This is a genomic window from Actinomyces timonensis DSM 23838 (genome assembly GCF_000295095.1).
GTDB lineage: Bacteria > Actinomycetota > Actinomycetes > Actinomycetales > Actinomycetaceae > Actinomyces > Actinomyces timonensis.
In genome coordinates this window covers 346,550-368,989 of sequence record NZ_JH806634.1, presented here as the reverse complement: position 1 = coordinate 368,989, position 22,440 = coordinate 346,550, and the positions used below count along the sequence as shown (strand labels likewise).

The 22,440-nt window shown below is 72.3% G+C and carries 19 protein-coding genes and 1 pseudogene; 14 read left to right on the top strand and 6 right to left on the bottom strand.

Annotation, left to right across the window (positions count from 1 at the left end; translation table 11 throughout):
• Positions 1-130: 130 nt before the first annotated feature.
• A complete protein-coding gene (locus A1QA_RS0111925; RefSeq protein WP_017179139.1) occupies positions 131-643 on the bottom strand; it encodes a transposase family protein in 513 nt (170 codons plus the stop codon).
• 438 nt (positions 644-1,081) lie between these two features.
• Here A1QA_RS0111925 and A1QA_RS15140 point away from each other — a divergent pair, with 438 nt between their 5' ends.
• The 3 genes from A1QA_RS15140 to A1QA_RS0111910 all read left to right on the top strand — a co-directional run bounded on the left by A1QA_RS15140 (position 1,082) and on the right by A1QA_RS0111910 (position 3,304).
• A complete protein-coding gene (locus tag A1QA_RS15140; protein WP_082181244.1) occupies positions 1,082-1,726 on the top strand; it encodes a hypothetical protein in 645 nt (214 codons plus the stop codon).
• 45 nt (positions 1,727-1,771) lie between these two features.
• A complete protein-coding gene (locus A1QA_RS0111915) occupies positions 1,772-2,470 on the top strand; it encodes a GNAT family N-acetyltransferase (protein WP_051000657.1) in 699 nt (232 codons plus the stop codon).
• A gap of 72 nt (positions 2,471-2,542) precedes the next feature.
• Positions 2,543-3,304, top strand: a complete 762-nt coding sequence (locus tag A1QA_RS0111910; protein ID WP_017179136.1) for a helix-turn-helix transcriptional regulator — start codon at positions 2,543-2,545, stop codon at positions 3,302-3,304.
• 58 nt (positions 3,305-3,362) lie between these two features.
• On the opposite strand, the gene A1QA_RS0111905 is transcribed toward A1QA_RS0111910, so the two are convergent.
• From A1QA_RS0111905 to A1QA_RS0111895, 3 genes are read right to left on the bottom strand one after another with little or no spacing between them, the layout of a single operon-like run.
• Positions 3,363-4,880, bottom strand: a complete 1,518-nt coding sequence (locus A1QA_RS0111905; RefSeq protein ID WP_017179135.1) for a multicopper oxidase domain-containing protein — start codon at positions 4,878-4,880, stop codon at positions 3,363-3,365.
• Positions 4,873-6,396 carry a hypothetical protein gene (locus A1QA_RS14665; protein ID WP_208853922.1) on the bottom strand — a complete coding sequence of 508 codons (1,524 nt, stop codon included), beginning with the start codon at positions 6,394-6,396 and terminating at the stop codon, positions 4,873-4,875. Before A1QA_RS14665 ends, A1QA_RS0111905 begins: the two co-directional genes overlap by 8 nt.
• Positions 6,393-7,547 carry a hypothetical protein gene (locus A1QA_RS0111895; RefSeq protein WP_017179133.1) on the bottom strand — a complete coding sequence of 385 codons (1,155 nt, stop codon included), beginning with the start codon at positions 7,545-7,547 and terminating at the stop codon, positions 6,393-6,395. Before A1QA_RS0111895 ends, A1QA_RS14665 begins: the two co-directional genes overlap by 4 nt.
• 160 nt (positions 7,548-7,707) lie before the next feature.
• On the opposite strand from A1QA_RS0111895, the gene A1QA_RS0111890 reads away from it, so the two are divergent.
• From A1QA_RS0111890 to A1QA_RS0111880, 3 genes are all read left to right on the top strand, one after another.
• Positions 7,708-8,010 (top strand): DUF2249 domain-containing protein, encoded by a 303-nt coding sequence (locus A1QA_RS0111890; RefSeq protein WP_017179132.1) that lies wholly within the window; start codon positions 7,708-7,710, stop codon positions 8,008-8,010.
• Positions 8,011-8,140: 130 nt separating this feature from the next.
• Entirely contained in the window at positions 8,141-9,298 is a 1,158-nt protein-coding gene (gene moaA / locus A1QA_RS0111885) for a GTP 3',8-cyclase MoaA (protein WP_026048913.1), read from the top strand.
• A gap of 88 nt (positions 9,299-9,386) precedes the next feature.
• Positions 9,387-9,692, top strand: coding sequence for a MoaD/ThiS family protein (locus A1QA_RS0111880; RefSeq protein ID WP_017179130.1), 306 nt, complete (start codon positions 9,387-9,389; stop codon positions 9,690-9,692).
• A gap of 10 nt (positions 9,693-9,702) precedes the next feature.
• On the opposite strand, the gene A1QA_RS0111875 is transcribed toward A1QA_RS0111880, so the two are convergent.
• On the bottom strand, positions 9,703-10,179 hold the full coding sequence (locus A1QA_RS0111875; protein WP_017179129.1) for a molybdenum cofactor biosynthesis protein MoaE: 477 nt from the start codon (positions 10,177-10,179) through the stop codon (positions 9,703-9,705).
• A gap of 102 nt (positions 10,180-10,281) precedes the next feature.
• Here A1QA_RS0111875 and A1QA_RS0111870 point away from each other — a divergent pair, with 102 nt between their 5' ends.
• From A1QA_RS0111870 to mobA, 3 genes are read left to right on the top strand one after another with little or no spacing between them, the layout of a single operon-like run.
• Positions 10,282-11,730, top strand: coding sequence for a molybdopterin molybdotransferase MoeA (locus A1QA_RS0111870; RefSeq protein ID WP_043508680.1), 1,449 nt, complete (start codon positions 10,282-10,284; stop codon positions 11,728-11,730).
• Between the two features lie 14 nt (positions 11,731-11,744).
• Entirely contained in the window at positions 11,745-12,230 is a 486-nt protein-coding gene (gene moaC, locus A1QA_RS0111865) for a cyclic pyranopterin monophosphate synthase MoaC (protein WP_017179127.1), read from the top strand.
• Complete coding sequence (mobA, locus tag A1QA_RS0111860; RefSeq protein ID WP_017179126.1) at positions 12,227-12,919, top strand: molybdenum cofactor guanylyltransferase; 693 nt, start codon at positions 12,227-12,229, stop codon at positions 12,917-12,919. The genes moaC and mobA overlap by 4 nt, the downstream gene beginning before the upstream one ends.
• A gap of 72 nt (positions 12,920-12,991) precedes the next feature.
• Here mobA and A1QA_RS0111855 read toward each other — a convergent pair whose 3' ends face one another.
• On the bottom strand, positions 12,992-13,486 hold the full coding sequence (locus tag A1QA_RS0111855; protein ID WP_051000672.1) for a MogA/MoaB family molybdenum cofactor biosynthesis protein: 495 nt from the start codon (positions 13,484-13,486) through the stop codon (positions 12,992-12,994).
• A 462-nt stretch (positions 13,487-13,948) separates the two neighbouring features.
• Here A1QA_RS0111855 and A1QA_RS0111850 point away from each other — a divergent pair, with 462 nt between their 5' ends.
• The 5 genes and pseudogenes from A1QA_RS0111850 (at position 13,949) to narI (ending at position 22,384) form a co-directional block, all read left to right on the top strand.
• On the top strand, positions 13,949-15,280 hold the full coding sequence (locus tag A1QA_RS0111850) for an MFS transporter (protein ID WP_017179124.1): 1,332 nt from the start codon (positions 13,949-13,951) through the stop codon (positions 15,278-15,280).
• A gap of 142 nt (positions 15,281-15,422) precedes the next feature.
• Positions 15,423-19,162 (top strand): annotated as a pseudogene (locus A1QA_RS14660) (nitrate reductase subunit alpha).
• Positions 19,162-20,838, top strand: a complete 1,677-nt coding sequence (gene narH / locus A1QA_RS0111840) for a nitrate reductase subunit beta (protein ID WP_017179123.1) — start codon at positions 19,162-19,164, stop codon at positions 20,836-20,838. Before A1QA_RS14660 ends, narH begins: the two are co-directional and overlap by 1 nt.
• Positions 20,835-21,596, top strand: a complete 762-nt coding sequence (gene narJ, locus A1QA_RS14655; protein ID WP_017179122.1) for a nitrate reductase molybdenum cofactor assembly chaperone — start codon at positions 20,835-20,837, stop codon at positions 21,594-21,596. The genes narH and narJ overlap by 4 nt, the downstream gene beginning before the upstream one ends.
• Positions 21,593-22,384 (top strand): respiratory nitrate reductase subunit gamma, encoded by a 792-nt coding sequence (narI, locus tag A1QA_RS0111830; RefSeq protein ID WP_017179121.1) that lies wholly within the window; start codon positions 21,593-21,595, stop codon positions 22,382-22,384. The genes narJ and narI overlap by 4 nt, the downstream gene beginning before the upstream one ends.
• The last annotated feature ends 56 nt before the right edge of the window (positions 22,385-22,440 follow it).

The following is a 22,440-nucleotide window of genomic DNA, read 5'->3' as shown; positions in this document are numbered from 1 at the left end:
TGCGCGACGAGGCCAACACGCAATCGCGCTGGAATGCCTCGACCTCGGCCTCGCCTTCTTCGCTTTTCAGGGCGGTTGGCTCTTGACATTGGGGGGACGTATTCCTTTATCGTCATTTCTTGAGGCTTATTCATAGGGTGTAAGTGAATATGAGTCCGAGGACTGCGGTAATGGTTTCCGGGAAGGTTTCCGGTGGTCTTCTGCAGCCGGTGCGCAGGACTCTCCAGGTCTTGATGTTGGCGATGACTCGCTCGATCTTGTGGCGGATCTGGTTGACGGCCCGGTTGCAGGCCTTGTCGTCTGGGTTGAGGGGAAGTCTCGCGGGTTTTCTTCTCGGGGTGATCATGCCCAGTCCGATGCACCCCTTGTCGCCAATACGCCTGGGTGGTGACGCCCCGTCGGGCAGGCCGGTGGCGGGAACGTCGAGCAGGCCGCTGCGGCGCAGGGCCTGAGCGTCGTGCGCGCATCCGTCCTGGGGGTCGGACACCCAGGCCAGGGCCCCTGACAGGGCGCAGGCCACCTGGACGCTCAGCCCCGTGGTCTTGTGCTCACCGGAGCACAGCTCGCAGTGGTCCTTCCAGGACCAGCACTGAAGCAGGGTGGAGTCGATGATCAGCTGGGCCGTGGCATCCAGGTCCTCCACCGTTGGAGCACTGCCGTTCAGGCATGCGGCAATCAGGGGCGTGCAGGTGCTGATGACGCGAAAGACGGTGGCCTGCCAGACGCCGTAGAGCTCGGCGAGCAGCTCCTGGGGCAGGTTGTGCCGCAGCCAGGATCAGGGTCAGGCGCGCGCACAGGAACAGCCCCAGCGCCCTCGCCCCGAAGACCGGCAGATCGGGGTTCTCGGCGAAAATGGCCTCGCACAGGCCCATAACCTCACACCGAGGGATTCTCGTGCTACTATTCGTCATGGCGGTTTGCTTCTTGGTTGGATTGGCTTAAGCACCAAAGATTCTCTCAAGAGCAAGCCGCCACCCTGCTTAGCGACACGCTATTACCAACAAAACACCCTAAACACCCCTATGAATAAGCCTCCTAGGCCGTCATCACCTATGTCTTATACCACGGACCCGGAGGAACCATGCGCTGGAGACTATCGACAACATGGATCAATCGTGCCTACGACCCCGCCCTCGAGGCGGCGCGGATGTGGGACTGGATGGAGGAACTCCACCGCCTCCACCCGCCCCTGCACACCTGGCGCCTGGTCGCCGACACCCGCGAACAGGCCTACGCCAACCCACCCCTGACCAAGGACACACTCACCCAAGGACTCCTCAACGAGCAAGAGCTCAACGCCCTCACCGGCAAACCATCCACCATGCTCTACTTCTTCTGCGACACGCCCGGCGGCGAATCACAACTCTCCATCGCCCTCGACCTGCTCGAGGAGGGACGGGGCATTGCCAGCTGGCAGATCGATCAAGGCCTAGGAACCTACTTCGACCAGGACGAGGGCCTCGTCGAAACCCTCTTCGCATCGGCCATCGAGGCCATGGGCCCCTGCCACGTCGGCAAAGTCTCCAGAGTCGGCCACCCCCTGCGCGCCGACCACTACCCCTTCGAGTACTCCCCGGGATGGAAAATGTTCTTCGCCACCACCAACCCCCACCACGACCAAGGACTCGCCCTGGCCACCAAAACCCGCCCCCTGGCCAACGGCACCCTCATGACCTTCGGCACCCCCGACACCTACCCTCACATCCTCGACGCCTGGCCCCGATAACCCCGGACAGCGAGACAGATCAGCACACGCAGTAGCATGAGCGCAATGAATGCTGATCGTCTTGCGGCTGGAGATTCCAGAACGTCGTTGGAGCTCCGCCCCGGTGGACCGGGCGACCTCGACGCCGTCGCCGTCCTGCTCACCGGCGCTTTCGCGGATGATCCGGTGGTGCGGGTCATCATCGCCGCCGCGCCCGACCCCCTGGCAGCCCTCGACCATCTGCACCGCGTCACGCTCGGCAGCGAGTACCTCGTCGCGGACGACGAGGAGTCGGCCAATGGGATCGCGGGGGACGCCGTCGTTGACCTCGCGGTGGACGGAGACGGCCGAGTGCTCGGCGCGGCCCTGTGGGATCGGATCGACCGCGCGCCGAAGACCCCCGCGGACCTGGAGGGTGACGGCGCGGGAGGTGGCATCGACCTGGCCCTGCTCGGTGACGCCTGGGGGCTCCTCACCCGGGACACGGCGGCCTGCCTCGCCGAGCGCCCCGCGCGCCCGCACTGGTACCTGTACCTGCTCGCCGTCGACGCAGGCGCACGCGGCATGGGGATCGGCTCAGCGCTCCTGGACCACGGCCTCGCGAGGGCCGACGCCTCGGGACTGCCCGCCCACCTGGAGGCCACGAGCGAGGGGGCCGCCCGGCTCTACGAGCGCCACGGCTTCCGCACCACCGCGACGATCGCCCCCGGAGCGCCACTGCCCTCCTACCGGGTCATGACGCGCGAGGCCAGCGCCACTTCGTAACCCCGAGCTTCATTGCCGTTTCGGGACCTTAGAGACTGTCTTCCGACCTGCGGTAAGCCATAGGCTCCTCCCATGCCCGACTCACCAGCGGCACCAGCCGCTCCTGACACCACGGCGGACCTCCTGCCCCGGCCCACATGGTCGGACCTGTCAGCTAGGGCCGACCTCACCGTGGCGCGCCGCCGGGTCCTCGAGCTCGTCGAGGCTTCCACTGTCCCATTGACCGCCGCAGAGTTGGCCGACCGCCTCGACCTCCACCACAACACGGTTCGCGAGCACCTCGACGCCCTCGTCGAGGCAGGCTTCGTCACCGCCTCGACGCGGCCCACCGGCAGGAGGGGCCGCCCCGCGCTGCTCTACACAGCGGTCTCCCCGGACCCGATGATCGTCATCGATTCCTACCTCACCCTCCTCGACGCGATCGTCGAGACCTTCGGCAGCGGCCCCGAGGCCCAGGACATCGCCCTGCGCGTCGGGCGCCGCTGGGCCGAGCTGAGCCCGTCACCCGCCAGCGACGATCCCCTCGACCCGCTCCCCGAGGACGCCAGCGCCTCGGACCGCCTCTCCGCGCTGCTCCCCGACCTCGCCCTCATGGGATTCGCCCCCGAGATCGAGGGGGAGAAGGTCGTTCTCAAAGCCTGCCCGCTCGTCACCCGCTCCCGGGCGCCCCACCCGCTGGTCTGCGCGATGCACGAGGGCTTCCTCAACGCCGTCGCCCAGCGCCAGGGCCTCCTGCCGAAGCCGCCCGAGGGAGCGCCCGATCACGAGGACCGCCCCCTGCTCGCGGTCTACCCCCTCCTCGACGACGGCTGCCACGCTCGCTTCGAGGAGTAGCCCGGCGCGGCGCTCCCAGGCCGCGCCCAGAGGCCGGCGACGGGGAGGCGCGCAGCCCCTATTCGCTGGCCTTGAGGATCGCCTTGGCGCCCTTCTCCATGTCGGCGAAGGCGTGCGTCACCGCCGCGTAGCTGCCAGCCGCCGGGACGACGGCCTCCACGAAACCGCCCTGCGCCGGCTGCAGCCCGAGCGCCTGCGAGCCGCCCCGCCAGGAGCGCCCGACGCCGTCGGGACCGCCCAGCTGGTAGGCGCCCTCGAAGAAGACGGTGTCGAACTGGAGCCCCACCACATGGAAGGACGTGGGCAGCGAGGGGCCGGCATCCATCACCCAGAAGCGCACCCGTTCCCCCGCCTTCGCCGCCAAGGGGGCGAGCGCGTACTGGAAGGCCACTCCGTTGAAGCACATGAGGTCCGGTGTCTTGGCCGCCACCTTCGCGGCGTCAGTCTGCCCGCCCTCGGGCCCCAGGTAGAGCTCGGACTGGATGAGGACGTACTCGCGGTCCACGGCGGCGAGCCCATCGGGGTCGATGATGACGGCGCCGTGCATGCCGGAGGCCAGGTGGACGCTCATGGGCGCCGTCGAGCAGTGGTAGAGCCAGATGCCCGCCTGCTCGGCGGTGAACGAGTAGACGAGCGACTCCCCGGGGTTGATGGACCGCATGACCTTGTCCGGGGACACGATCCCGGCGTGGAAGTCGATCGAGTGACTCATCGAGCCGTTGTTGACCAGGGTGATCTCGAAGGTGTCTCCCACCTTGCCACGCAGGACGGGGCCGGGGGCGGTGCCGTTGAAGGTCCAGCGGGTCTGGGTGACGCCCGCGCCCACGTAGGCGCCGGGCACCTCGGTGACGGTGAAGGTGTGCTGGTGGACGGTTCCCGCGGGAGCGGGGGCGAGGGCGGCGTCGAAGGGGGTGAAGCCGTCGGGCAGGGGCACCTCGAGGTTCGGGGTGGCGCTCGGGCCCGACGCCGCCGCGCCGTGCGCCCCGTGGTCATGGCCGGCGGCCGTCTGACTCGGCTGGGCGGCGCCCGCCGCCTGCCCGCTGGCGGTGATGTGCAGGACCATGCCCTGGGCGCGGTGCCCGGCGATGGAGCACCAGCCCTCGACGGGCCCGGAGATGACCCCGGCGTCGAGGCGCGCGCTGGCGCCCGCCGCGACGCGCCCGGTGGTGGCGCCTCCCTCCAGGACGAGGTCGTGGACCTGGTCCCCGGTGTTCTCCAGGGTGATGACGAGCCGGTCCCCGCTGGCCACGTCGATCGTGTCGGGCACGAAGCGCATGCCCTCAACGGTCACCGTCACCTCGGTGGTGGCGCCGGACCCGGTGGCGCCGCCCTGGGAGGCGCCGTTCCAGGAGTGGATCGCCGTTCCGACGACGACGGCGGCGCCCGCGGTGGCCACGCCGAGGATCGCCCCGCGCCGGTCGAGGGTGCGAGCCGGAAGCGCGCCCGCTGCCTTGGGAGCGCCGGGGGCGCTTGGTGCGCTGGACGCGCTGGCAGTGCCGGGAGAGGCGGCAGTGCTGGCGGCAGTCGGCTCGCCTGCGCCGCTGGCGGCGCTGGGCTTGTCAGGGGTGTCAGTCATCGTGGTCTCCAGTGGTGGGAGCGCCCGCGGGCGCGGGCCGGGACGGGGCTTTGCCGGGGCGGTGGGAGCCAGGGGCGCCGCGGGCGGGAGCGCCGGCCCCCGAGCCCCGGCGCCTCAGTTCGAGCGCGCAGCGCGCCATGCCCACGGGCACGAGGGCCGCGAGCGCGCCCGCCAGCAGGGCCCCGGCCAGGCGCACCGGCGTCGTGAGGACGGGGGCGAGGGCGATGAGGAGCCCCGCGTTGGCGGCGGTGACGCGGTAGGAGGCGGCGCGGTCGAGGATCGCGTTGGTGGCGCGCGTGGCCGCGGGTCCGCCGCCGAGCATGACGGGGGTGAGGTAGGACAGCGCGCCGATGAGCACCTGGAGGGCGAAGCCGGTGGCGAGCGGCAGGCGCAGCCCGTGGATCGTCTGGCGGATCGCGGCCGCCTGCGCCGCCGCTCCGTGCCCCGCCCCGGCGGCCGCGCTGGCGCCGCTGCCTGCTGCTCCGCCGTCAGCCAGGGCGCCCACGATCCCGATGCCGAGCAGGACGACGCTGGCGAGGAACCAGCCGACCGCTGCGGCCGTCGAGGCCGTGGCGTAGGAGTTCGGCGGCACGCGGCGCGCGGTGCGCAGCGCGGGGACGAGGACGCTCGCGGCGCCCAGCAGGTAGACGGCCACGCCCAGCGCCCCAAGCGGCAGCCAGGCGCCGGAGGCCGCGGCCAGGACCGTCCCGGCCACGAGGACCGGCAGGCCCCGGGCCGCCCAGCGCGGGGCGACCGGCTCCATGCGGGTGCGCAGCATGGTGGGCCAGAGGACGGTGAGCGTGCCCAGCACGGTGATGCCGACGAAGCCCAGGAGCATCGTCGTCGTGTGGGCGATGTAGAGGGCGTCGACCAGCCGCGCGCTGGCCCCGCCCCCACCGCCCAGCCCGCCGGGCTCCCCCGCCCAGCTGGTGAGCCATCCCAGCAGCGCCCCAGCGGCCAGGGCGGTCAGCGCGACGGCGTAGTGGAGGGCGAGCGCCCCCATCCGCGGGGCGACGGCGCGGCGGCGCTGGACGGCGATCGCGGCCACTCCCAGCAGCGCCTGGGCGAGGACGGCGACGGCGCCAGCCAGGGCGAGCCGGGCCAGGCCAGCGGTGATGCCGGTGAGCACGGCGATGGCGCCGAGGCTGTGGACGGCGAGCCGGGCGTCCAGGAGCACGGCGCCGCCCCAGGCGGGCCGGTGGAGTAGGGTGTCGGCGAAATGCGCTGACCAGGTGGTGATCGCCGAGCCGATGCCGCCGAGCAGGAGCGCGTGCAGGGGGAGCCAGGGCCCCCAGGTGGCCAGGGGCCCGGCGAGCACGCCGACGGTGAGCGCGCCCGCCGCCGCGAGCCAGGCCAGGACGACGGCGTTGCGCCTCACCTGCGTGGCGCGCCGGCTAGCGCGCTTGCCACCGGGAGCGCCAGGCGCTGCGCCAGCGGGCCTGCCCGCGGGACCGGGGCGCTGGGGCGGCTGGCCAGCGGCCCGGGCGGACGGGCCGGGCATGGGGGTCGGCATCATGGGCGGCTCCCGATCCGTCCCGAGGTGGCCACGCGGGTGACGGCGATGAGCATGAAGGCGAGGATGGCGACGATCCCCACCACTCCGCCAGCCTGCCACGGGACCAGCGCCCCGGCGGCCAGCGCCCCCACCCGCAGCGCCAGGCCGCCGTGGAGGAGGGCGAAGGGCAGCCACATGAGCCGGTGGTAGGGCAGGTTCCGGTGGACGACGGCGGGGATGATCGTGGGGGCGTGGGCCAGGATCATGGAGAAGGCGAAGCCCAGGCTGAGGCAGTGGATGATGATCTCGTAGGCGGCGCCGTCGAGGCCCCAGACCGTCCAGGCCGCCCCGGCGATCGCCAGCCAGAGGTAGCCGGCGAGCATGGAGGCGGCGGAGAAGCGGACGGCGCCCGCAGCCCGGCCCCGGGAGCGGATCGTGCGGCGGGCGACGTCGTGGTACGCCATGGTGACGGCGAGGCCGAGGAGCGCGGGGCCGATGATGATCGTCGCCCACCCGCCCGCGGGGTGGAGGCAGGCCCCCAGCAGGGCGACGGCGGACAGTCCCGCCACAGTGGTCTCGACGGCGTCGTCGAGGAAGGCGATGCGGGCGAGCTCGAGGCGCTCGCCGACGATCGTGAGCGTGGGCAGGAGGAGCCAGAGGGGGACGCAGTCCTCGATGGGGACGCCCGCGATCCACAGGAAGACCCCGAGGATGAGGGCGATGGCTCCGAGCGATTCGACGTCGCCGGCCACCGAGGGGGCACGGCGGTGGACGGCGATGTAGATGGCGCCCAGGGCGAGCGCTCCGGCGAGCATGACGAGGCGGCCCACGGTCTGCGGCGCGCCAGCCAGGAGGAGGAGCGATCCGAGGGCGAGGCCGGCGGGGGCGAGGAAGGCCCAGGCGGCCCGCGCCGCCACAGCGCGCTCCAAGGAGATGACCGAGCCGAGGAAGCCCACGAGCATGAGGGGGCCGTGGAGCAAGGCCAGTGAGCCGGGGGCACCCCCAGCGGCGCGCACCGGCGCGGGGAGGCTGAGGCGCAGGAGCGCGGCGTCGAGGCCGGCGAGAAGGCAGGCCCCGGCCATGGCCAGGGCGAGGAGTCGGGGCGCGAGCCGGTGGGACGGAGCGCCCAGCCGAGCGCCCTGAGGAGCCCGCGGCTCGCCCCGGCCCAGCATTTTAATCACAGGGCGTACCGTATTAAAGTCGCTAGCAGGCGGGCAACGCCCGTGGCAGCGGTCCTGCTCACCAGGCACCCGCTCGCCCGCCGCCTCACAGCCATTCGGCAGCCGGATGGCCCCTCGGGCCCATCGGCCCACTCACCCCAAGGAGCACCGCATGAGCGAGAACCCCAACCTCCTGCCGATCGAGGAGAAGAAGTCCGGCGGCTGCGGATGCGGCTGCGGGTGCAGCGACGAGCGCCTCGCCCTCGATGCGCGCGCGATCCCCCACCGCCTGCGCCACGCCGCCGTCCTGGGGGCGGCGTCGAGCCTGACGGTCGGCGAGTCCTTCGACCTCATCGCCCCGCACGTGCCCACCCCGCTGCTGGCGCAGATCGACCAGCTCGACGGAGCCTTCTCCCACGAGCTGCTCGAGGCCGAGGACGGCTACGCGCGCGTCGAGATCCGCCGCACCGCCTGAGTCCCGCGGCGCTCCCGTGGGCGGGGGCCACGGCCGGGCACTGCCCGGCATTGCTCGTCACCGCCGGTCGCGGTCCGTCGTGACCCGCTGTGATTCCCGCCCACGGGGGCGCCCCGTATTCTTTGGTTCCATGACCCCCGCCCCTGCTCGCGCCCCGGGCCCCGGCACCGCCAGGACACTCCTGCCGATGCCGCGGCTGCGCGCGCCCGAAGGACTGGGCGCGCCCGAGGGGCTGGGCGCCCTTCCGACCGGGCTGACCGACCGCTACGGGCGCACCGTGCGGGACCTGCGCCTGTCCATCACCGACCGCTGCAACCTGCGCTGCACCTACTGCATGCCGGCCCAAGGCCTGGACTGGCTCGACTCCGCCTCGCTGCTCACCGCCGATGAGATCGGCCGCCTCGCCCGGATCGCGGTGACCCGGCTGGGGGTGGAGCGCATCCGCATCACCGGCGGGGAGCCGCTCATGCGCCGGGACCTGGAGGAGATCATCAGCGCGATCGCCTCCCTGCGCACCCCCGGCGGCGCGGTGCCAGACATCGGCCTGACCACCAACGGGCTCGGCCTGGACAAGCGCGCCGCCGCGCTGAGGAACGCGGGCCTGGCCCGCGTCAACGTCTCCATCGACGCCCTGGAGCGCGAGGCCTACGCCGCCCTCACCCGCCGCGATCGCCTCGACGACGCTCTGGCCGGCGCCGCCGCAGCGCAGGCCGCGGGCCTGTCCCCCATCAAGGTCAACGCCGTCGCCCTGCCGGGCACGCTCCACGCCCAGGCGCCCCGGCTGCTCGCCGAGTGCCTGAGGCGCGGGTGGCAGCTGCGCTTCATCGAGCACATGCCGCTGGGGCCGCGAGAGTCCTGGAGCGCCGACGACGTCGTCGGCGCCGAGCAGATCCTCGCCGCGCTCAGCGACGCGGGATTCACCCTGGCCGAGGCCGGCCGCCCGGACCGCCGCCCCGCCGCCCTGTGGCGCGTGGCCGCGGGCGAGCACGACGGCGCCGCCCACCCCGCCGGGAGCGTGGGGATCATCGCCTCGGTGACCGCGCCGTTCTGCGCCGACTGCGACCGCGCCCGCATCACCGCGGACGGGCGCCTCATGACCTGCCTGTTCTCCACCACCGAGACCGATCTGCGCGGCCCCCTGCGCTCGGGGGCGACGGACGAGGACCTCATGCGCGTCTGGGCGGCCGCCGCCTGGCGCAAGCCCCTCGCCCATGGATCGGATGATCCGGCAGAACTGCCCTCGGGCTTCGAGCGGCCGGGCCGGACGATGTCCGCCATCGGCGGGTAAGGCCGGCACCTGCCCGCGACGTCGACGAGCGCCTGGCGCGCTCAGCCGCCTCCCCTCCCACTCCCGACTAGCTCTTGGAAGGACCACCATGACCGCATCCGAGCCCGCGCCCGCGGTGTCGCCAACCCCAGCCGCGCTCCCCGTGGTGATCGAGCTGCGCTACTTCGCCGCTGCCGCGCAGGCCGCCGGCCGCACCGAGGAGCGCCTGGAGGCCACCGGCCCCCTCACCCTCGCCGGCCTGCGCGAGCACCTGGCGGGGCGAGGCATCGAGATGGCCCGGGTCATCGGCATCTCGACCTTCCTCGTCAACGGCCTGTCCACCCCCGCGGACTCCCTGGCGCCACTGGTCGACGGCGACCGCGTCGACGTCCTGCCGCCCTTCGCCGGGGGCTGAGGCGCGCCGCTCAGGCGCAGTTGCTCCACTCGGTGGTGCCGTCGGAGAAGCGCTGGTTCTTCCACACGGGCAGGCGGCGCTTGACCTCCTCGACGGCGTCGGCCAGGGCCGCGAAGGCCTCGGCCCGGTGGTCGGCGCTGATCGCCACGCCCAGGGCGGTGTCCCCGATCGCGAGCTCGCCCGTGCGGTGGACGATCGCCAGGGCGCGCAGGCCCGGGCGCGCCGCGATATCGGCGGCGATCCGCTCGATGACCTCCCCAGCGCTCGGGTGGCAGGAGTAGGTGATGGAGTCCACGGAGCGCCCGTCGTCGTGGTCGCGGACCATCCCGTCGAAGGTGACGACGGCGCCCGCCGCGCGATCGGCGACCGCGCGCGCCAGCTCGGCGACGCTCACCGGTGCCTCGGTCATCTCGGCGCGCACGATCCGCGCGCCCGCCGGGGCCGCCGCGCCGGTAGCCTCGTGCGAGTGGTCCGCCTCCCGCGTCATAGCGCCCTCCTCGTATCGCCCATGGACGCGCCAGACCCTACACCGCCCCCATCACCCATGCCGAAGCCGCCTGAGGAGAAGACGATGCCGACAATGCCGACGATGCCGACACTGATCCCGCCGGAGCATTATGTCCGCGAGGCGCTGGGAGCCCTGCGCCCGCTCGACGCCGTCGCCACGCCACTTCAGGCCGCGCACGGGCTCGTCCTGGCCGAGGACGTCACCGCCGCGCTGCCCGTCCCTCCGTGGACGAACTCCGCGATGGACGGCTACGCCCTGCGCGCCGAGGACGCCGCCGGCGCCACCAATCAGGCGCCCGTCGTCCTGCCGGTGGCGGGCGATGTCCCGGCGGGCACCGCCCCCGCGCCACTGGCCCCCGGGACCGCCATGCGCATCATGACCGGCGCGATGCTGCCCGAGGGCGCTGACGCCGTCGTGAGGGTGGAGGACACCGACCAGGCCCCGGGCCCGCGCCCGCTGCCCCAGCGGGTCGCGATCCACGCCGCGCCGAGTACCTGCCTCAATGTCAGGCGCGCCGGGGAGGGCTGCGCCGTCGGGGACCCGGTCATGGAGGCGGGGACCCTGCTGGGCGCCACCGCGATCTCCGCGCTCGCCTCGGTGGGCCGGGCCGAGGTGCTCGCCCGCCCGCGACCGCGCGTGGCGGTCGTGTCCACCGGCGCCGAGCTCGTCGACGCCGGGCAGGGGCTCGCGCCGGGCACGATCCCGGACTCGAACTCCCTGCTGCTGGCCGGGCTCATCCGCGAGTGCGGCGCGGCCTTCGCGGGCGCGCGCCGCAGCGCGGACACCGCGGAGGCCCTGGCTGCGGTCCTCGCCGAGGCGGCTGAGGACGCGGACCTCGTCGTCACCTCGGGGGGCGTGTCCGCGGGGGCCTTCGACCCGCTCACCATGCTCGCCGAGAGCGCCGGCGGCCCCGCCGCCGCCCGCGGCAGCACCCTCAACGCGGCCCCCACCGGCGGCGACGGGCCGGGGGCGCGGGTGCGGATCAGCTTCGCCAAGGTCGCCATGCAGCCGGGCAAGCCCCAGGGCCACGGGGCCATCCGCGCCCGCGACGGGCGCGACGTGCCGCTGCTGTGCCTGCCGGGCAACCCGGTGAGCGTGCTCGTCTCCTTCACCCTCGTCGTCGCCCCCGCCCTGGCGATCCTCGCCGGACACCGGGAGGCCGCGGGCATTGGGGCCACCGGGTCGCGGGCCTCCTACGCGCGGGCCGCCACCGCCTGGAAGGGCCCGGTGGGGCGGCGCCAGTACGTCCCCGTGCGCGTCGTCGACGCGCCGAGCCCCCTGCCCGAGCCGCTGCCCCCGGCGCCCGAGAGCGCTGGCCCGGCCCAATCGGCACTATCGGCACAGCCGGCCACGGCGGCCCCGTCCGCCCTGCCCTGGGTGGAGCCCACGCACCGGCTCGGCTCGGGCTCGCATCTCGTGTCGTCGCTGAGCTCCGCCGAGGCGCTCGCCGTCGTCGATGAGGAGACCGCTGGGGCGCGGCCCGGCGACGTTGTCGGCCTCATCCCCCTGCCCTCCCCCGCCCACACGTGACCAAGGAGCCTGTGATGAGCACTGATCCCATCCGCCTGACCCACCTCGATTCCTCCGGCGCCGCGTACATGGTGGACGTCACCGAGAAGGCGTCGACCGCGCGCTCGGCCAGCGCCGCCGCCATGGTGCGCTGCTCGCCGGCGATCGTGGAGGCGCTGCGGGCCGGCACCGTCCCCAAGGGCGACGTGCTGGCCGTGGCGCGCATCGCGGGGATCGCCGCCGCCAAGCGCGTCCCGGAGCTGCTGCCGCTGGCGCATGTCATCGGCGTGCACGGGGCGAATGTGGACCTGGAGATCGTCGACGACGGCGTTCAGATCCGCGCCACCGTGCGCACCGCGGACCGCACCGGGGTGGAGATGGAGGCGCTGACCGCCGTGACGGTGGCCGGCCTGGCCGTCGTCGACATGGTCAAGGGCGTCGACCGAGGAGTGATGCTCACCGACGCCCGGGTCACCGCGAAGTCCGGCGGGCGCAGCGGGGATTGGACGCGCCCCGAATGACGGGCGCGCTCGACGCCATCACCGGTGTCAGCACTATCAGCGTCACCGGCACGATCGGCGCGCTCGACGCCGTCGTTCTCGCGGGCGGGACGGCCCGACGCCTCGGAGGGGTCTCGAAGCCCGATGTGCTGGTCGCTGGGCGGCGCCTTCTCGACCACGTCCTGGAAGGGCTGGCCGCGCTGCGGGGCAGCGCGGCCCTGCCAGCCGGGCGGACCGTCGTCGTCGCCCCACCCGAGGTGGCGCTGCCCCCGGGGGTGCTCCGGGCCCTGGAGGACCCACCGTTGGGAGGGCCTGTCGCGGGGATCGCCGCCGGGCTCCAGGCCCTGGCCGCCGGACGTGGGCAGGAGGAGACGGGCGGGGGCGCGCCAGCCCCCGTCACGGCGGTCCTCACCTGCGACGCGCCGGGCGCCGCGGCTGCTCTGCCCCCGCTCCTGCGGGCGCTGAACGGGGTCCCAACGGCACCGGGAGTCGATGGCGCCTGCGCCTGGGCCGGGGACCACACGCAGTACCTGCTCGGCGTCTACTGGACCCCCGCTCTGCTCGAGGCGGTGGCCCCGGGGGGCTCACCGCTGCGCGACAGAGCCGTCCACCGGACACTGGGTGCGCTGCGCGTGCTGGAGGTGGCGGGCACGGAGCGCGCCGCCGTCGACCTCGACACCTGGGAGCAGGTGCGCGCCTGGAAGGGATGAGCCGCTGCCAGCGCAGCCGGGCTCCCGGGGCGCCTGGTGCGGCCGGGGCGCGCCTGGGCTCAGCGACCGCCCTCAGTGGTCCCCGCCGCCGAGCTGCTCCAGCACATGCGGGACGAGCGGCCCGACGACGGCGATCGAGTCCTTGACCCCGCCCTTGGAACCGGGCGCGTTGACGACGAGGGCGCCGTCGGCGTCGCGCGAGGTGACACCCACATAGCCCCGCGACAGGCCGGCGAGCGGCGTCTTGCTCAGGCCGTGGGCGCGGATCTGGGCCTCGATGCCCTCCAGGCGCGCGGCCAGGAGCGGCGCTGTCCCCTCCGGGGTGAGGTCCCTGGGGGTGACGCCGGTGCCGCCGGTGGTGAGGATGACGCGGGCGCCGTCGGCGATGGCCTCCTCGATGGCGGCGCGGACCTCCTCAGCGCCGTCGGGGATGAGGCGGACGGCCTCGACGACGACGCCGTGCTCGGCAAGGAGGCGCTGGGCGAGGGGGCCGGACTCGTCGGGGCGGGAGCCGGACGCGCAGCGGTCGGAGACGGTGATGACCGCCCCGGGCACGGTGCCGATCATCGGGGCGAGGCGCTTCTGCGCGATCGGCTCGTCCGCCGGCGACGGGGCGGTCGAGGCTGCGGGGGCGCCGTCGGTGGAGGCAGCGCTTCCGGTGCTGACTGGGCTGGCAGTGGGGGGCGTCGTGGTGCTCATAGCCTCACGGTAGCGGCGCGCGACCCGGTCTCGCCGTGCTGTTCGCCCGGTTTCGGCGTGCTGTTCGCCCGGTCTCGCGGGGAGGGGCGGGGTGATTATGTGATTCGCCTGTGACTTTAAGCGGAGGGCCGCGACCTCGGGCGACGCGCCCCTTCCGGCACGCCGCCAGCGCTTTCCTTTTTACGCCGGTCGACTCCGGCATATTTCGGGCATCATGGTGAGAGCCCCGTTCGCGGGGTTTCTCGCCGTGCGTGGTCGCCGTGAACGATCACGATGCGCGCCGCCCGGCGATGACGCCGCCGTCCACCTCCCAGGAGACCAGGAGACATCTTGCCCACGCTCGACACCACCGGCCGGACCCTCGTCGGATGGAACCCCGAGGAGCCCGAGAGCTGGTCCTCGTCCATCGCCTGGCGCACTCTGGCCATCACGACCTACTCGATGATCCTGGCCTTCTGCGTGTGGTTCCTCCCCAGCGCGATCGCCCCCAAGCTCAACGAGGTCGGCTTCCACCTGAGCAAGGGCCAGCTCTACTGGCTCACCGCCATGCCCGGCCTGTCCTGCGGGCTCATCAGGCTCGTCTACATGTTCCTGCCGCCGATCGTCGGCACGCGCAAGCTCATCGCCTGGTCCTCGCTGCTCTACGCCCTGCCCATGATCGGCTGGTTCTTCGCCGTCCAGGACAGCTCCACGAGCTACGGCGTCCTGCTCGGCCTGGCCTTCGCCTGCGGGATCGGCGGCGGCTCCTTCTCCGGCTACATGCCCTCCACCGGCTACTTCTTCCCCAAGCGCCTGTCCGGCACCGCCCTGGGCCTCCAGGCCGGCGTCGGGAACCTCGGCATGAGCGTCATCCAGCTCCTGGGCCCCTGGCTCATGGGCTTCGGCCTGCTCGGCATCACCTTCATCGCCCCGCAGCGCACCTCGGCGGGCACTGACATGTGGGTCCACAACGCGGCCATCTTCTTCATCCCGTGGACGATCGTCGCGGCGATCCTCGCCTTCGCCATGCTCAAGGACGTGCCGGTCAAGGCCAACATCCGCCAGCAGATCGACATCTTCTCCAACCCGGACACCTGGTACATGACGCTCATGTACGTGGCCACGTTCGGGCTCTTCTCCGGCTTCGCCGCCCAGTTCGCCCTGCTCATCAACAACAACTTCGGCGCGGCCTCCTCCCTCGCGGACGCCGGCTTCACCGGGCTGCCCAAGGGCACCGCCTACGCCTTCCTCGGCCCCCTCATCGGCTCGGTGGTCCGCATGCTCTGGGGCCCCCTGTGCGACCGCTTCGGGGGCGCCATCTGGACCTTCGTGTCAGTCGTCGGCATGGCGGCCACCCTCGGCGCTGCCACCTTCTTCCTCGACCCCACCGACCCCTCGCAGTTCACGGGCTTCCTGTGGCTCATGCTCGCCATGTTCTTCTTCTCGGGCCTGGGCAATGCCGGCACCTTCAAGCAGATGCCGATGATCATGCCCAAGCGCCAGGCCGGCGGCGCGATCGGCTTCACCGCCGCCATCGCCTCGCTGGGCCCGTTCATCGTGGGCGTGGCCATCGCCTCGCTCGGAGCCGTCGCCTGGTTCTGGATCTCCGTCGCCTACTGCCTGGTGTGCGGCGTCATCTGCTGGCTGCGCTACGCCCGCCCGGGCGCCCCGTTCCCGGGCTGATCCCGCCGGGCGCCGCCAGCGCGGCGGCGCCCGCGCCGGGGCCGCCCGCGCGCCTCATCCACCCACTCCACCCACTCTCAGTGAAGGACCCCAGATGACCAGTCCAGCGGACCCGAGGCACCTCGCCGAGCCGAGCGCCCCGATGATCTCCGAGGATGCGGCTGCGGTGGCCGAGCCCGGCGCGTCCCTGTACAACCTCGGCTCCTACCTGCGCCGGGGCAAGGCCTCCAACGACGCCCGCCGGCTCTTCCTCGAGGGTGGTCGCGAGGCCGACGCCTTCTACCGCCACCGGTGGAGCCACGACAAGATGGTCCACTCCACCCACGGCGTCAACTGCACCGGGTCCTGCGCCTGGGAGGTCTACGTGACCGACGGCGTCATCACCTGGGAGAAGCAGATCACCAACTACCCGGAGACCCCGGCGGATATGCCGGACTACGAGCCCCGCGGCTGCCCCCGCGGCGCGGCCTTCTCCTGGTACACCTACTCGCCCACGCGCATCCGCTACCCCTACGTCCGCTCCGTCCTGCTCGACGCCTTCCGCGCCGCCAAGGAGCGCAACGGGGGCGACGCCGTCGCCGCCTGGGCCGAGATCACCGACACCCCCCAGATCTCCCGGGCCTACAAGTCCGCCCGGGGCAAGGGCGGCATGGTGAGGGTCGGCTGGGACGACGCCATGGAGATCATGGCCGCCGCCTACGTCCACACGATCCGCACCTGGGGGCCGGACCGCTGCGCCGGCTTCTCCGTCATCCCCGCCATGTCGATGATCTCCTACGGGGCGGGCGCCCGCTTCCACGAGCTCATCGGCGGCACGATGCTCTCCTTCTACGACTGGTACGCGGACCTGCCGCCCGCCTCCCCCCAGGTCTTCGGGGACCAGACGGACGTGCCCGAGGCCGGCGACTGGTACAACTCCGAGTTCCTCATCATGTGGGGCTCCAACATCCCGCTCACCCGCACCCCGGACGCCCACTTCATGGCGGAGGCCCGGTACCACGGCACGAAGGTCGTGGCGGTCTCCCCCGACTACACGGACAACACGAAGTTCGCCGACCAGTGGCTGCGCGTGGCACCGGGCACCGACGGCGCCGCCGCCATGGCCATGGGCCACGTCATCCTCACGGAGTTCCACGAGGGGGCCCGCACCCCCTACTTCCTGGACTACATGCGCAAGCACACCGACGCCCCCTTCCTCGTCGAATTGCTGCGCGCCCCCGACGGCACCGGCATGATCCCCGGGCGCTTCCTCACCGCGGACCGCGTGCCGGGCGTGGCCGAGGGCATGCCGAAGAACGAGTTCCGCCCCCTGGTGTGGGACCGCGCCTCCGGCCCCGCCGACCCGCGCGGCACCCTGGCCGACCGCTTCACCGATGAGGGCCTGGGCCACTGGAACCTGCGCATGGACGGCGTCGACCCGGTCATGAGCATCGCGGACCTGGCCGGGGGCGAGACCCGCGTGGAGCCCACCGAGATCCTCCTGCCCCGCTTCGACCTGCCCGCCTCGTCCACGCCCACCGGCACCGTCGGCGGCGGCATCGTCCACCGGGGCGTGCCCGCCACGCGCCTGGCCGACGGCACCCTGGTGACCACCGTCTACGACATCCTGCTGGCCAACTACGCCGTCGAGCGAGAGGGCCTTCCGGGCGCCTGGCCCACGGACTACCAGGACGCCACCGTCCCCGGCACCCCGGCCTGGGCCACCGAGCAGTGCGGCGTCTCCGGGCCCGCCCTCATCCGCGCGGCGCGCGACTTCGCCACCAACGCCGCCCAGACCCATGGCCGCTCCCAGATCATCATGGGCGCCGGCATCAACCACTACTACCACGCCGATGAGATCTACCGGACGATCCTCGCGCTGACCTCCATGTGCGGCACGCAAGGCGTCAACGGCGGCGGATGGGCGCACTACGTGGGCCAGGAGAAGGTCCGCCCCATCGGCGGATGGCAGCAGTGGGCCTTCGCCCTGGACTGGGCCCGCCCCCCGCGCCACATGATCTCCACCGGCTTCTGGTACCTGACCACCAGCCAGTGGCGCTACGACGCCACTCCCGCTGACCGTATCGCCTCACCGCTGGGCCCGGGCACCCTGGCCGGCAAGTCCACCACCGACGTCATGGTCGAGGCCATGAAGCGCGGTGGACGCCGTCGTACCCCACCTTCAACCGCTCCCCCCTGCTGCTGGGCCAGCAGGCCAAGGAGGCGGGCATGGATCCCAAGGAGTACGTGGTCTCACAGCTCACCAGCGGGGACCTGCGCTTCGCCTGCGAGGACCCCGACGCCCCGGAGAACTTCCCGCGGATCCTGGCCAACTGGCGCACCAACCTGCTGGGCTCGTCCGCCAAGGGCACCGAGTTCTTCCTGCGCCACATGATCGGCGCCGATAACGACGTCAACGCGGCCGAGATTCCGGAGGCCCTGCGCCCGGCCTCGGTCACCTGGCGCGAGGCCCCCAAGGGCAAGCTCGACCTCATGTGGACGGCGGACTTCCGCAACACCTCCACCACGCTGCACTCCGACATCGTCCTGCCCGCGGCCACCTGGTACGAGAAGTACGACCTGTCCACCACGGACATGCACCCCTTCATCCACTCCTTCAACATGGCGATCGACCCGCCGTGGGAGGCCCGCAGCGACTTCGACATCTACCAGCAGCTCGCGCGCATGGTCTCCGAGTGGGCCCCCGCCTACCTGGGCACGCAGACCGACGTCGTCGCCGCCCCCATCAACCACGACACCCCCGAGGCCCTCACCATGGCCCACGGGGACATCTCGGGGCTGCCGGGTGGATGGGTGCCGGGGGTGACCATGCCCAAGCTCGTGCCCGTGGAGCGCGACTACACCCAGATCCTCAACAAGTTCAACGCGCTGGGGCCGCTGGCGGACAAGGCCGGCATCCCCGCCAAGGGCATCATGCTCATCCCGGACAAGGAGATGGACAAGCTCGCGCTCGCCCACGGCACGGGCTCGGGCGCGGCGGCGGGCCGCCCCCTCGTGGACACCCCCATCCGCGCCTGCGACGGCGTCATGCACATGTCCGGCGCCACCAACGGGCGCCTGGCCACCCAGGGCTGGGCCACGCTCGCCAAGCGCACCGGCACCGAGCTCATCGAGCTGAGCGAGGAGGAAGCCGGCAAGCAGATCACCTTCCGGCAGACCCAGGACGCGCCGGTCGGCGTCATCACGACGCCCGAGTGGTCCGGCTCCGAGCACGGGGGGCGCCGCTACACCGCCTTCTGCGTCAACGTGGAGCATGACAAGCCGTGGCACACGGTCACCGGCCGCATGCACTACTACCTCGATCACGACTGGATGATCGACATGGGCGAGTCCCTCCCCCAGTACCGGCCCCCACTGGACTTCACGGCCCTGTACGGGGAGAAGCCCGTGGGCCACGTGGGCCCCTCCGAGGAGGGCGCCGTCGAGGTGGCGGTGCGCTACATCACCGCGCACAACAAGTGGGCCATCCACTCCCAGTACTACGACAACCTCCACATGCTCACGCTGGGCCGAGGCGGCCAGCAGGTGTGGATGAGCCCCGCCGACGCCGCGAAGATCGGGGTGAGGGACAACGACTGGGTGGAGGCCTACAACCGCAACGGCATCGTGGCTGCCCGGGCGAATGTCTCGCACCGCGTGCCCGAGGGCATGGTCCTCATGCACCACGCGCAGGAGCGCACGATGAACACCCCGCTCACCGAGCGCTCCGGGCGGCGCGGCGGCACGCACAACTCGCTGACCCGCATCGTCCTCAAGCCCAGCCACTTCACCGGCGGCTACGGCCAGTTCACCTACGCGTTCAACTACATCGGCCCCACGGGCAACAACCGCGACGAGGTCACCCTGATCCGCCGTCGGACCAACCAGGAGGTGACGTTCTGATGAAGGTCATGGCCCAGATCGCCATGGTGATGAACCTGGACAAGTGCATCGGCTGCCACACCTGCTCAGTGACCTGCAAGCAGGCCTGGACGAACCGCGAGGGCACCGAGTACATGTGGTTCAACAACGTGGAGACGCGCCCCGGCGTCGGATACCCGCGCACCTGGGAGGACCAGGAGCGCTGGAAGGGCGGATGGGTGCGCACCCCCGGCGGGCGGCTCAAGCCGCGCTCCGGCGGGCGCCTGCGCAAGCTCGCCACGATCTTCTCCAACCCGGACATGCCCGTGGTGGAGGACTACTACGAGCCGTGGACCTACGAGTACGACAAGCTCCTGTCCGCGCCCAAGGACTCCCCCGCCCTGCCGGTGGCCCGCGCGAAGTCCCAGCTGACGGGCGAGTACATGCCCACGATCTCCTGGGGCCCCAACTGGGATGACAACCTGGGCGGCTCCATGGAGACCATGGCCGAGGACCCGGTGCTGGCCAAGATGAACGAGCGCGTCTCCACCGAGATCGACCGCACGTTCATGTTCTACCTGCCGCGCATCTGCGAGCACTGCCTCAACCCCACCTGCGTGTCCGCCTGCCCCAGCGGCGCCATGTACAAGCGCGCCGAGGACGGCATCGTCCTGGTGGACCAGGACGCCTGCCGCGGCTGGCGCATGTGCGTCTCGTCCTGCCCCTACAAGAAGGTCTACTTCAACCACGCCTCCGGCAAGGCCGAGAAGTGCACCCTGTGCTACCCGCGCCTGGAGATCGGCATGCCGACGGTGTGCTCCGAGACCTGCGTGGGCCGCCTGCGCTACCTCGGCGTGCTCCTCTACGACGCCGACCGCGTCTCCGAGGCCGCCGCCGTCGAGGACCCCCGGGACCTCTACAAGGCCCAGCGCGACATCCTCCTCGACCCCCACGACCCGGAGGTCATCAAGGGTGCCCGCGCCGAGGGCGTGCCGGAGACCTGGATCACCGCGGCGCAGCAGTCGCCGGTGTGGGACCTCATCTCCACCTACGAGGTCGCCCTGCCGATCCACCCCGAGTACCGCACCCTGCCGATGGTCTGGTACATCTCGCCGATCGTGGACGAGGCGGTCGCCGCGGGCCTGGACGGTGAGAACCACAAGGTGCTCCTCACCGCCGTGTCCGAGATGCGCATCCCGCTGGAGTACCTGGCGGGCCTGTTCACGGCCGGTGACACCGACGTCGTCGAGCGGGTCCTGCGGCGCCTGGCCGCCATGCGCTCCTACATGCGCGATGTGCGCACCGGTGAGGAGCCCAATGAGGAGATCGCGGCGGCCGTCGGCATGACCGGCGACTCCCTCAAGGCCATGTACGAGCTGCTGGGCATCGCCAAGTACGACGACCGCTACGTCATCCCCACTGCCAAGCCGGAGATCCCCCGCGGCATGGCGGCCATGGGCGAGGACGTGCGCATGCTGCTGGGCGACGGCGCGCCGTCGGCCTGCCACTCGGACGCCTCGGGCTTCCACGGCCAGGCGGGCAACGGCCCCGTGGCCCTGCCCCTGCCGACGATCCGCCGCTCCCCCGTGCCCGCGGCCGGGCCGGACGCCCTCGGCGCGGCGCAGCGCCCCGGCATGCCCGTCCTCGGCATGCCCCTGGAGGACGACGACACGCGCCCGGTCCCGGTGGTCGAGCGCCTCGGGGAGGCGCCTCGATGAGCGCTCCCGGCGCCCTCTTCGTGCGGGCCCCCCTGGCGCTGGAGCCCCTGGGGGCGGTGGAGATGACCGCCTCCCAGCGGGCCGCGGTGCATATGTGCGCCTCGCTCCTCCTGGACTACCCGTCCGAGGGGGAGCTGGCGGCGCGCCTGGACGCCGTCGAGGAGGCGCTGGTGGGCCTGCCCGAGCCCGTGCGGGAGCGCCTGGCCGGTTTCGTGGCCGATGCCCGCGAGCGCGGGGAGCGCGCACTTGCCGAGCACTACGTCGACGTCTTCGACCGGCGCCGCCGCTGCTGCCTCTACCTCACCTACTACGCGGTGGGCGACACCCGCCAGCGCGGTGCTGCCATCGTGGCCTTCAAGCAGGCGCTGGCCGCCTCCGGCTACGAGATGGCCAGCGATGAGCTCCCCGACTACCTGCCGGTGGTCCTCGAGCTCTCCGCGCGCAGCGCCGAGCAGGGCGATGAGATCGCCGGCGCCCTGCTCTCCTCGCACCGCGAGGGCATCGAGGTGCTGCGCAGCGCGCTGACGGATATCGGCTCCCCCTACGCCCGCCTCATCGAGGCGGTCTGCATGACCCTGGAGCCGCTGGACGAGCCGACGGCGGAGCGGATCCGCCGGCTCGTGGCGGCGGGCCCGCCCACGGAGACCGTGGGCGTCACCGAGGTCCTGCCCTTCCCGTCCATGCCCGTCGCGGGCCCCTTCCAGCAGTTCCAGAGCGAGGCCGTCCTCGGCGTCGCCCCAGTCCAGGAGAGAGCATGAGCACCTTCGAGCACTACGTCCTGTGGGTCGGCCTGCCCTACGCCGCCTTCTTCCTCCTGGCCGTGGGCCTGTGGTGGCGGTGGCGCACGGACCAGTACGGCTGGACCTCCCGCTCCTCGCAGTGGAATGAGAACCGGATCCTGCGCTGGTCCTCCCCGCTGTTCCACTTCGGGGTGCTGTTCGTGGCCCTCGGGCACGTCATGGGGCTCGTCATCCCCAAGTCCTTCACCGAGGCGGTGGGCATCCCCGAGCACGTCTACCACCTCATGGCGGTCATCCCCGGCTCGATCGCGGGCGTCATGACCCTCGTGGGCCTGGCGGGGCTGCTCTACCGGCGCATCGTGGTCAAGTCCGTGCGCCTGGCGACCACGCGCAACGACATGATCATGTACGTCATGCTCCTCATCCCGATCTGCCTGGGCGCCGCGGCTACCCTGACCACCCAGCTCTTCGGCGGCGATCACGGCTACGACTACCGCGAGACGATCAGCCCCTGGTTCCGCTCGATCTTCCTGCTGAGCCCCGAGCCCGGCCTCATGGTGGACGTGCCGATGGTCTTCAAGCTGCATATCGTGGCCGGCCTGCTGCTCTTCGCGATCTGGCCCTTCACGCGGCTCGTCCACGTGGTCTCCGCCCCCGTGGGCTACGTGACCCGCCCCTACGTGGTCTACCGCTCCCGCGCGCCGCGCACCTCCGCGGTGGCGCCCCGGCGCGGCTGGACCCCGGTGCGCACCCAGGGCACCGGGAACCAGGGCACCGACGACGTCACCGCCTCCCAGGGGGCGTAGGGACCTCTCATCCGTCTCATGCGGGGGCGGGATGGCGCGACGGCGCTGTCCCGCCC

Excerpts from the sequence above, each read along its gene's own strand:
- A1QA_RS15140 (WP_082181244.1), top strand. The coding sequence starts at position 1,082 with ATGCGCTGGAGACTATCGACAACATGGATCAATCGTGCCTACGACCCC.
- moaA (WP_026048913.1), top strand. The coding sequence starts at position 8,141 with ATGACCCCCGCCCCTGCTCGCGCCCCGGGCCCCGGCACCGCCAGGACA.
- A1QA_RS0111905 (WP_017179135.1), bottom strand. The coding sequence starts at position 4,880 with ATGACTGACACCCCTGACAAGCCCAGCGCCGCCAGCGGCGCAGGCGAG.
- moaC (WP_017179127.1), top strand. The coding sequence starts at position 11,745 with ATGAGCACTGATCCCATCCGCCTGACCCACCTCGATTCCTCCGGCGCC.
- A1QA_RS0111875 (WP_017179129.1), bottom strand. The coding sequence starts at position 10,179 with ATGACGCGGGAGGCGGACCACTCGCACGAGGCTACCGGCGCGGCGGCC.
- narJ (WP_017179122.1), top strand. The coding sequence starts at position 20,835 with ATGAGCGCTCCCGGCGCCCTCTTCGTGCGGGCCCCCCTGGCGCTGGAG.
- A1QA_RS0111915 (WP_051000657.1), top strand. The coding sequence starts at position 1,772 with ATGAATGCTGATCGTCTTGCGGCTGGAGATTCCAGAACGTCGTTGGAG.
- A1QA_RS0111855 (WP_051000672.1), bottom strand. The coding sequence starts at position 13,486 with ATGATCGGCACCGTGCCCGGGGCGGTCATCACCGTCTCCGACCGCTGC.
- mobA (WP_017179126.1), top strand. The coding sequence starts at position 12,227 with ATGACGGGCGCGCTCGACGCCATCACCGGTGTCAGCACTATCAGCGTC.
- A1QA_RS0111890 (WP_017179132.1), top strand. The coding sequence starts at position 7,708 with ATGAGCGAGAACCCCAACCTCCTGCCGATCGAGGAGAAGAAGTCCGGC.
- A1QA_RS14665 (WP_208853922.1), bottom strand. The coding sequence starts at position 6,396 with ATGATGCCGACCCCCATGCCCGGCCCGTCCGCCCGGGCCGCTGGCCAG.
- A1QA_RS0111910 (WP_017179136.1), top strand. The coding sequence starts at position 2,543 with ATGCCCGACTCACCAGCGGCACCAGCCGCTCCTGACACCACGGCGGAC.
- A1QA_RS0111870 (WP_043508680.1), top strand. The coding sequence starts at position 10,282 with ATGCCGACACTGATCCCGCCGGAGCATTATGTCCGCGAGGCGCTGGGA.
- narH (WP_017179123.1), top strand. The coding sequence starts at position 19,162 with ATGAAGGTCATGGCCCAGATCGCCATGGTGATGAACCTGGACAAGTGC.
- narI (WP_017179121.1), top strand. The coding sequence starts at position 21,593 with ATGAGCACCTTCGAGCACTACGTCCTGTGGGTCGGCCTGCCCTACGCC.
- A1QA_RS0111895 (WP_017179133.1), bottom strand. The coding sequence starts at position 7,547 with ATGCTGGGCCGGGGCGAGCCGCGGGCTCCTCAGGGCGCTCGGCTGGGC.
- A1QA_RS0111880 (WP_017179130.1), top strand. The coding sequence starts at position 9,387 with ATGACCGCATCCGAGCCCGCGCCCGCGGTGTCGCCAACCCCAGCCGCG.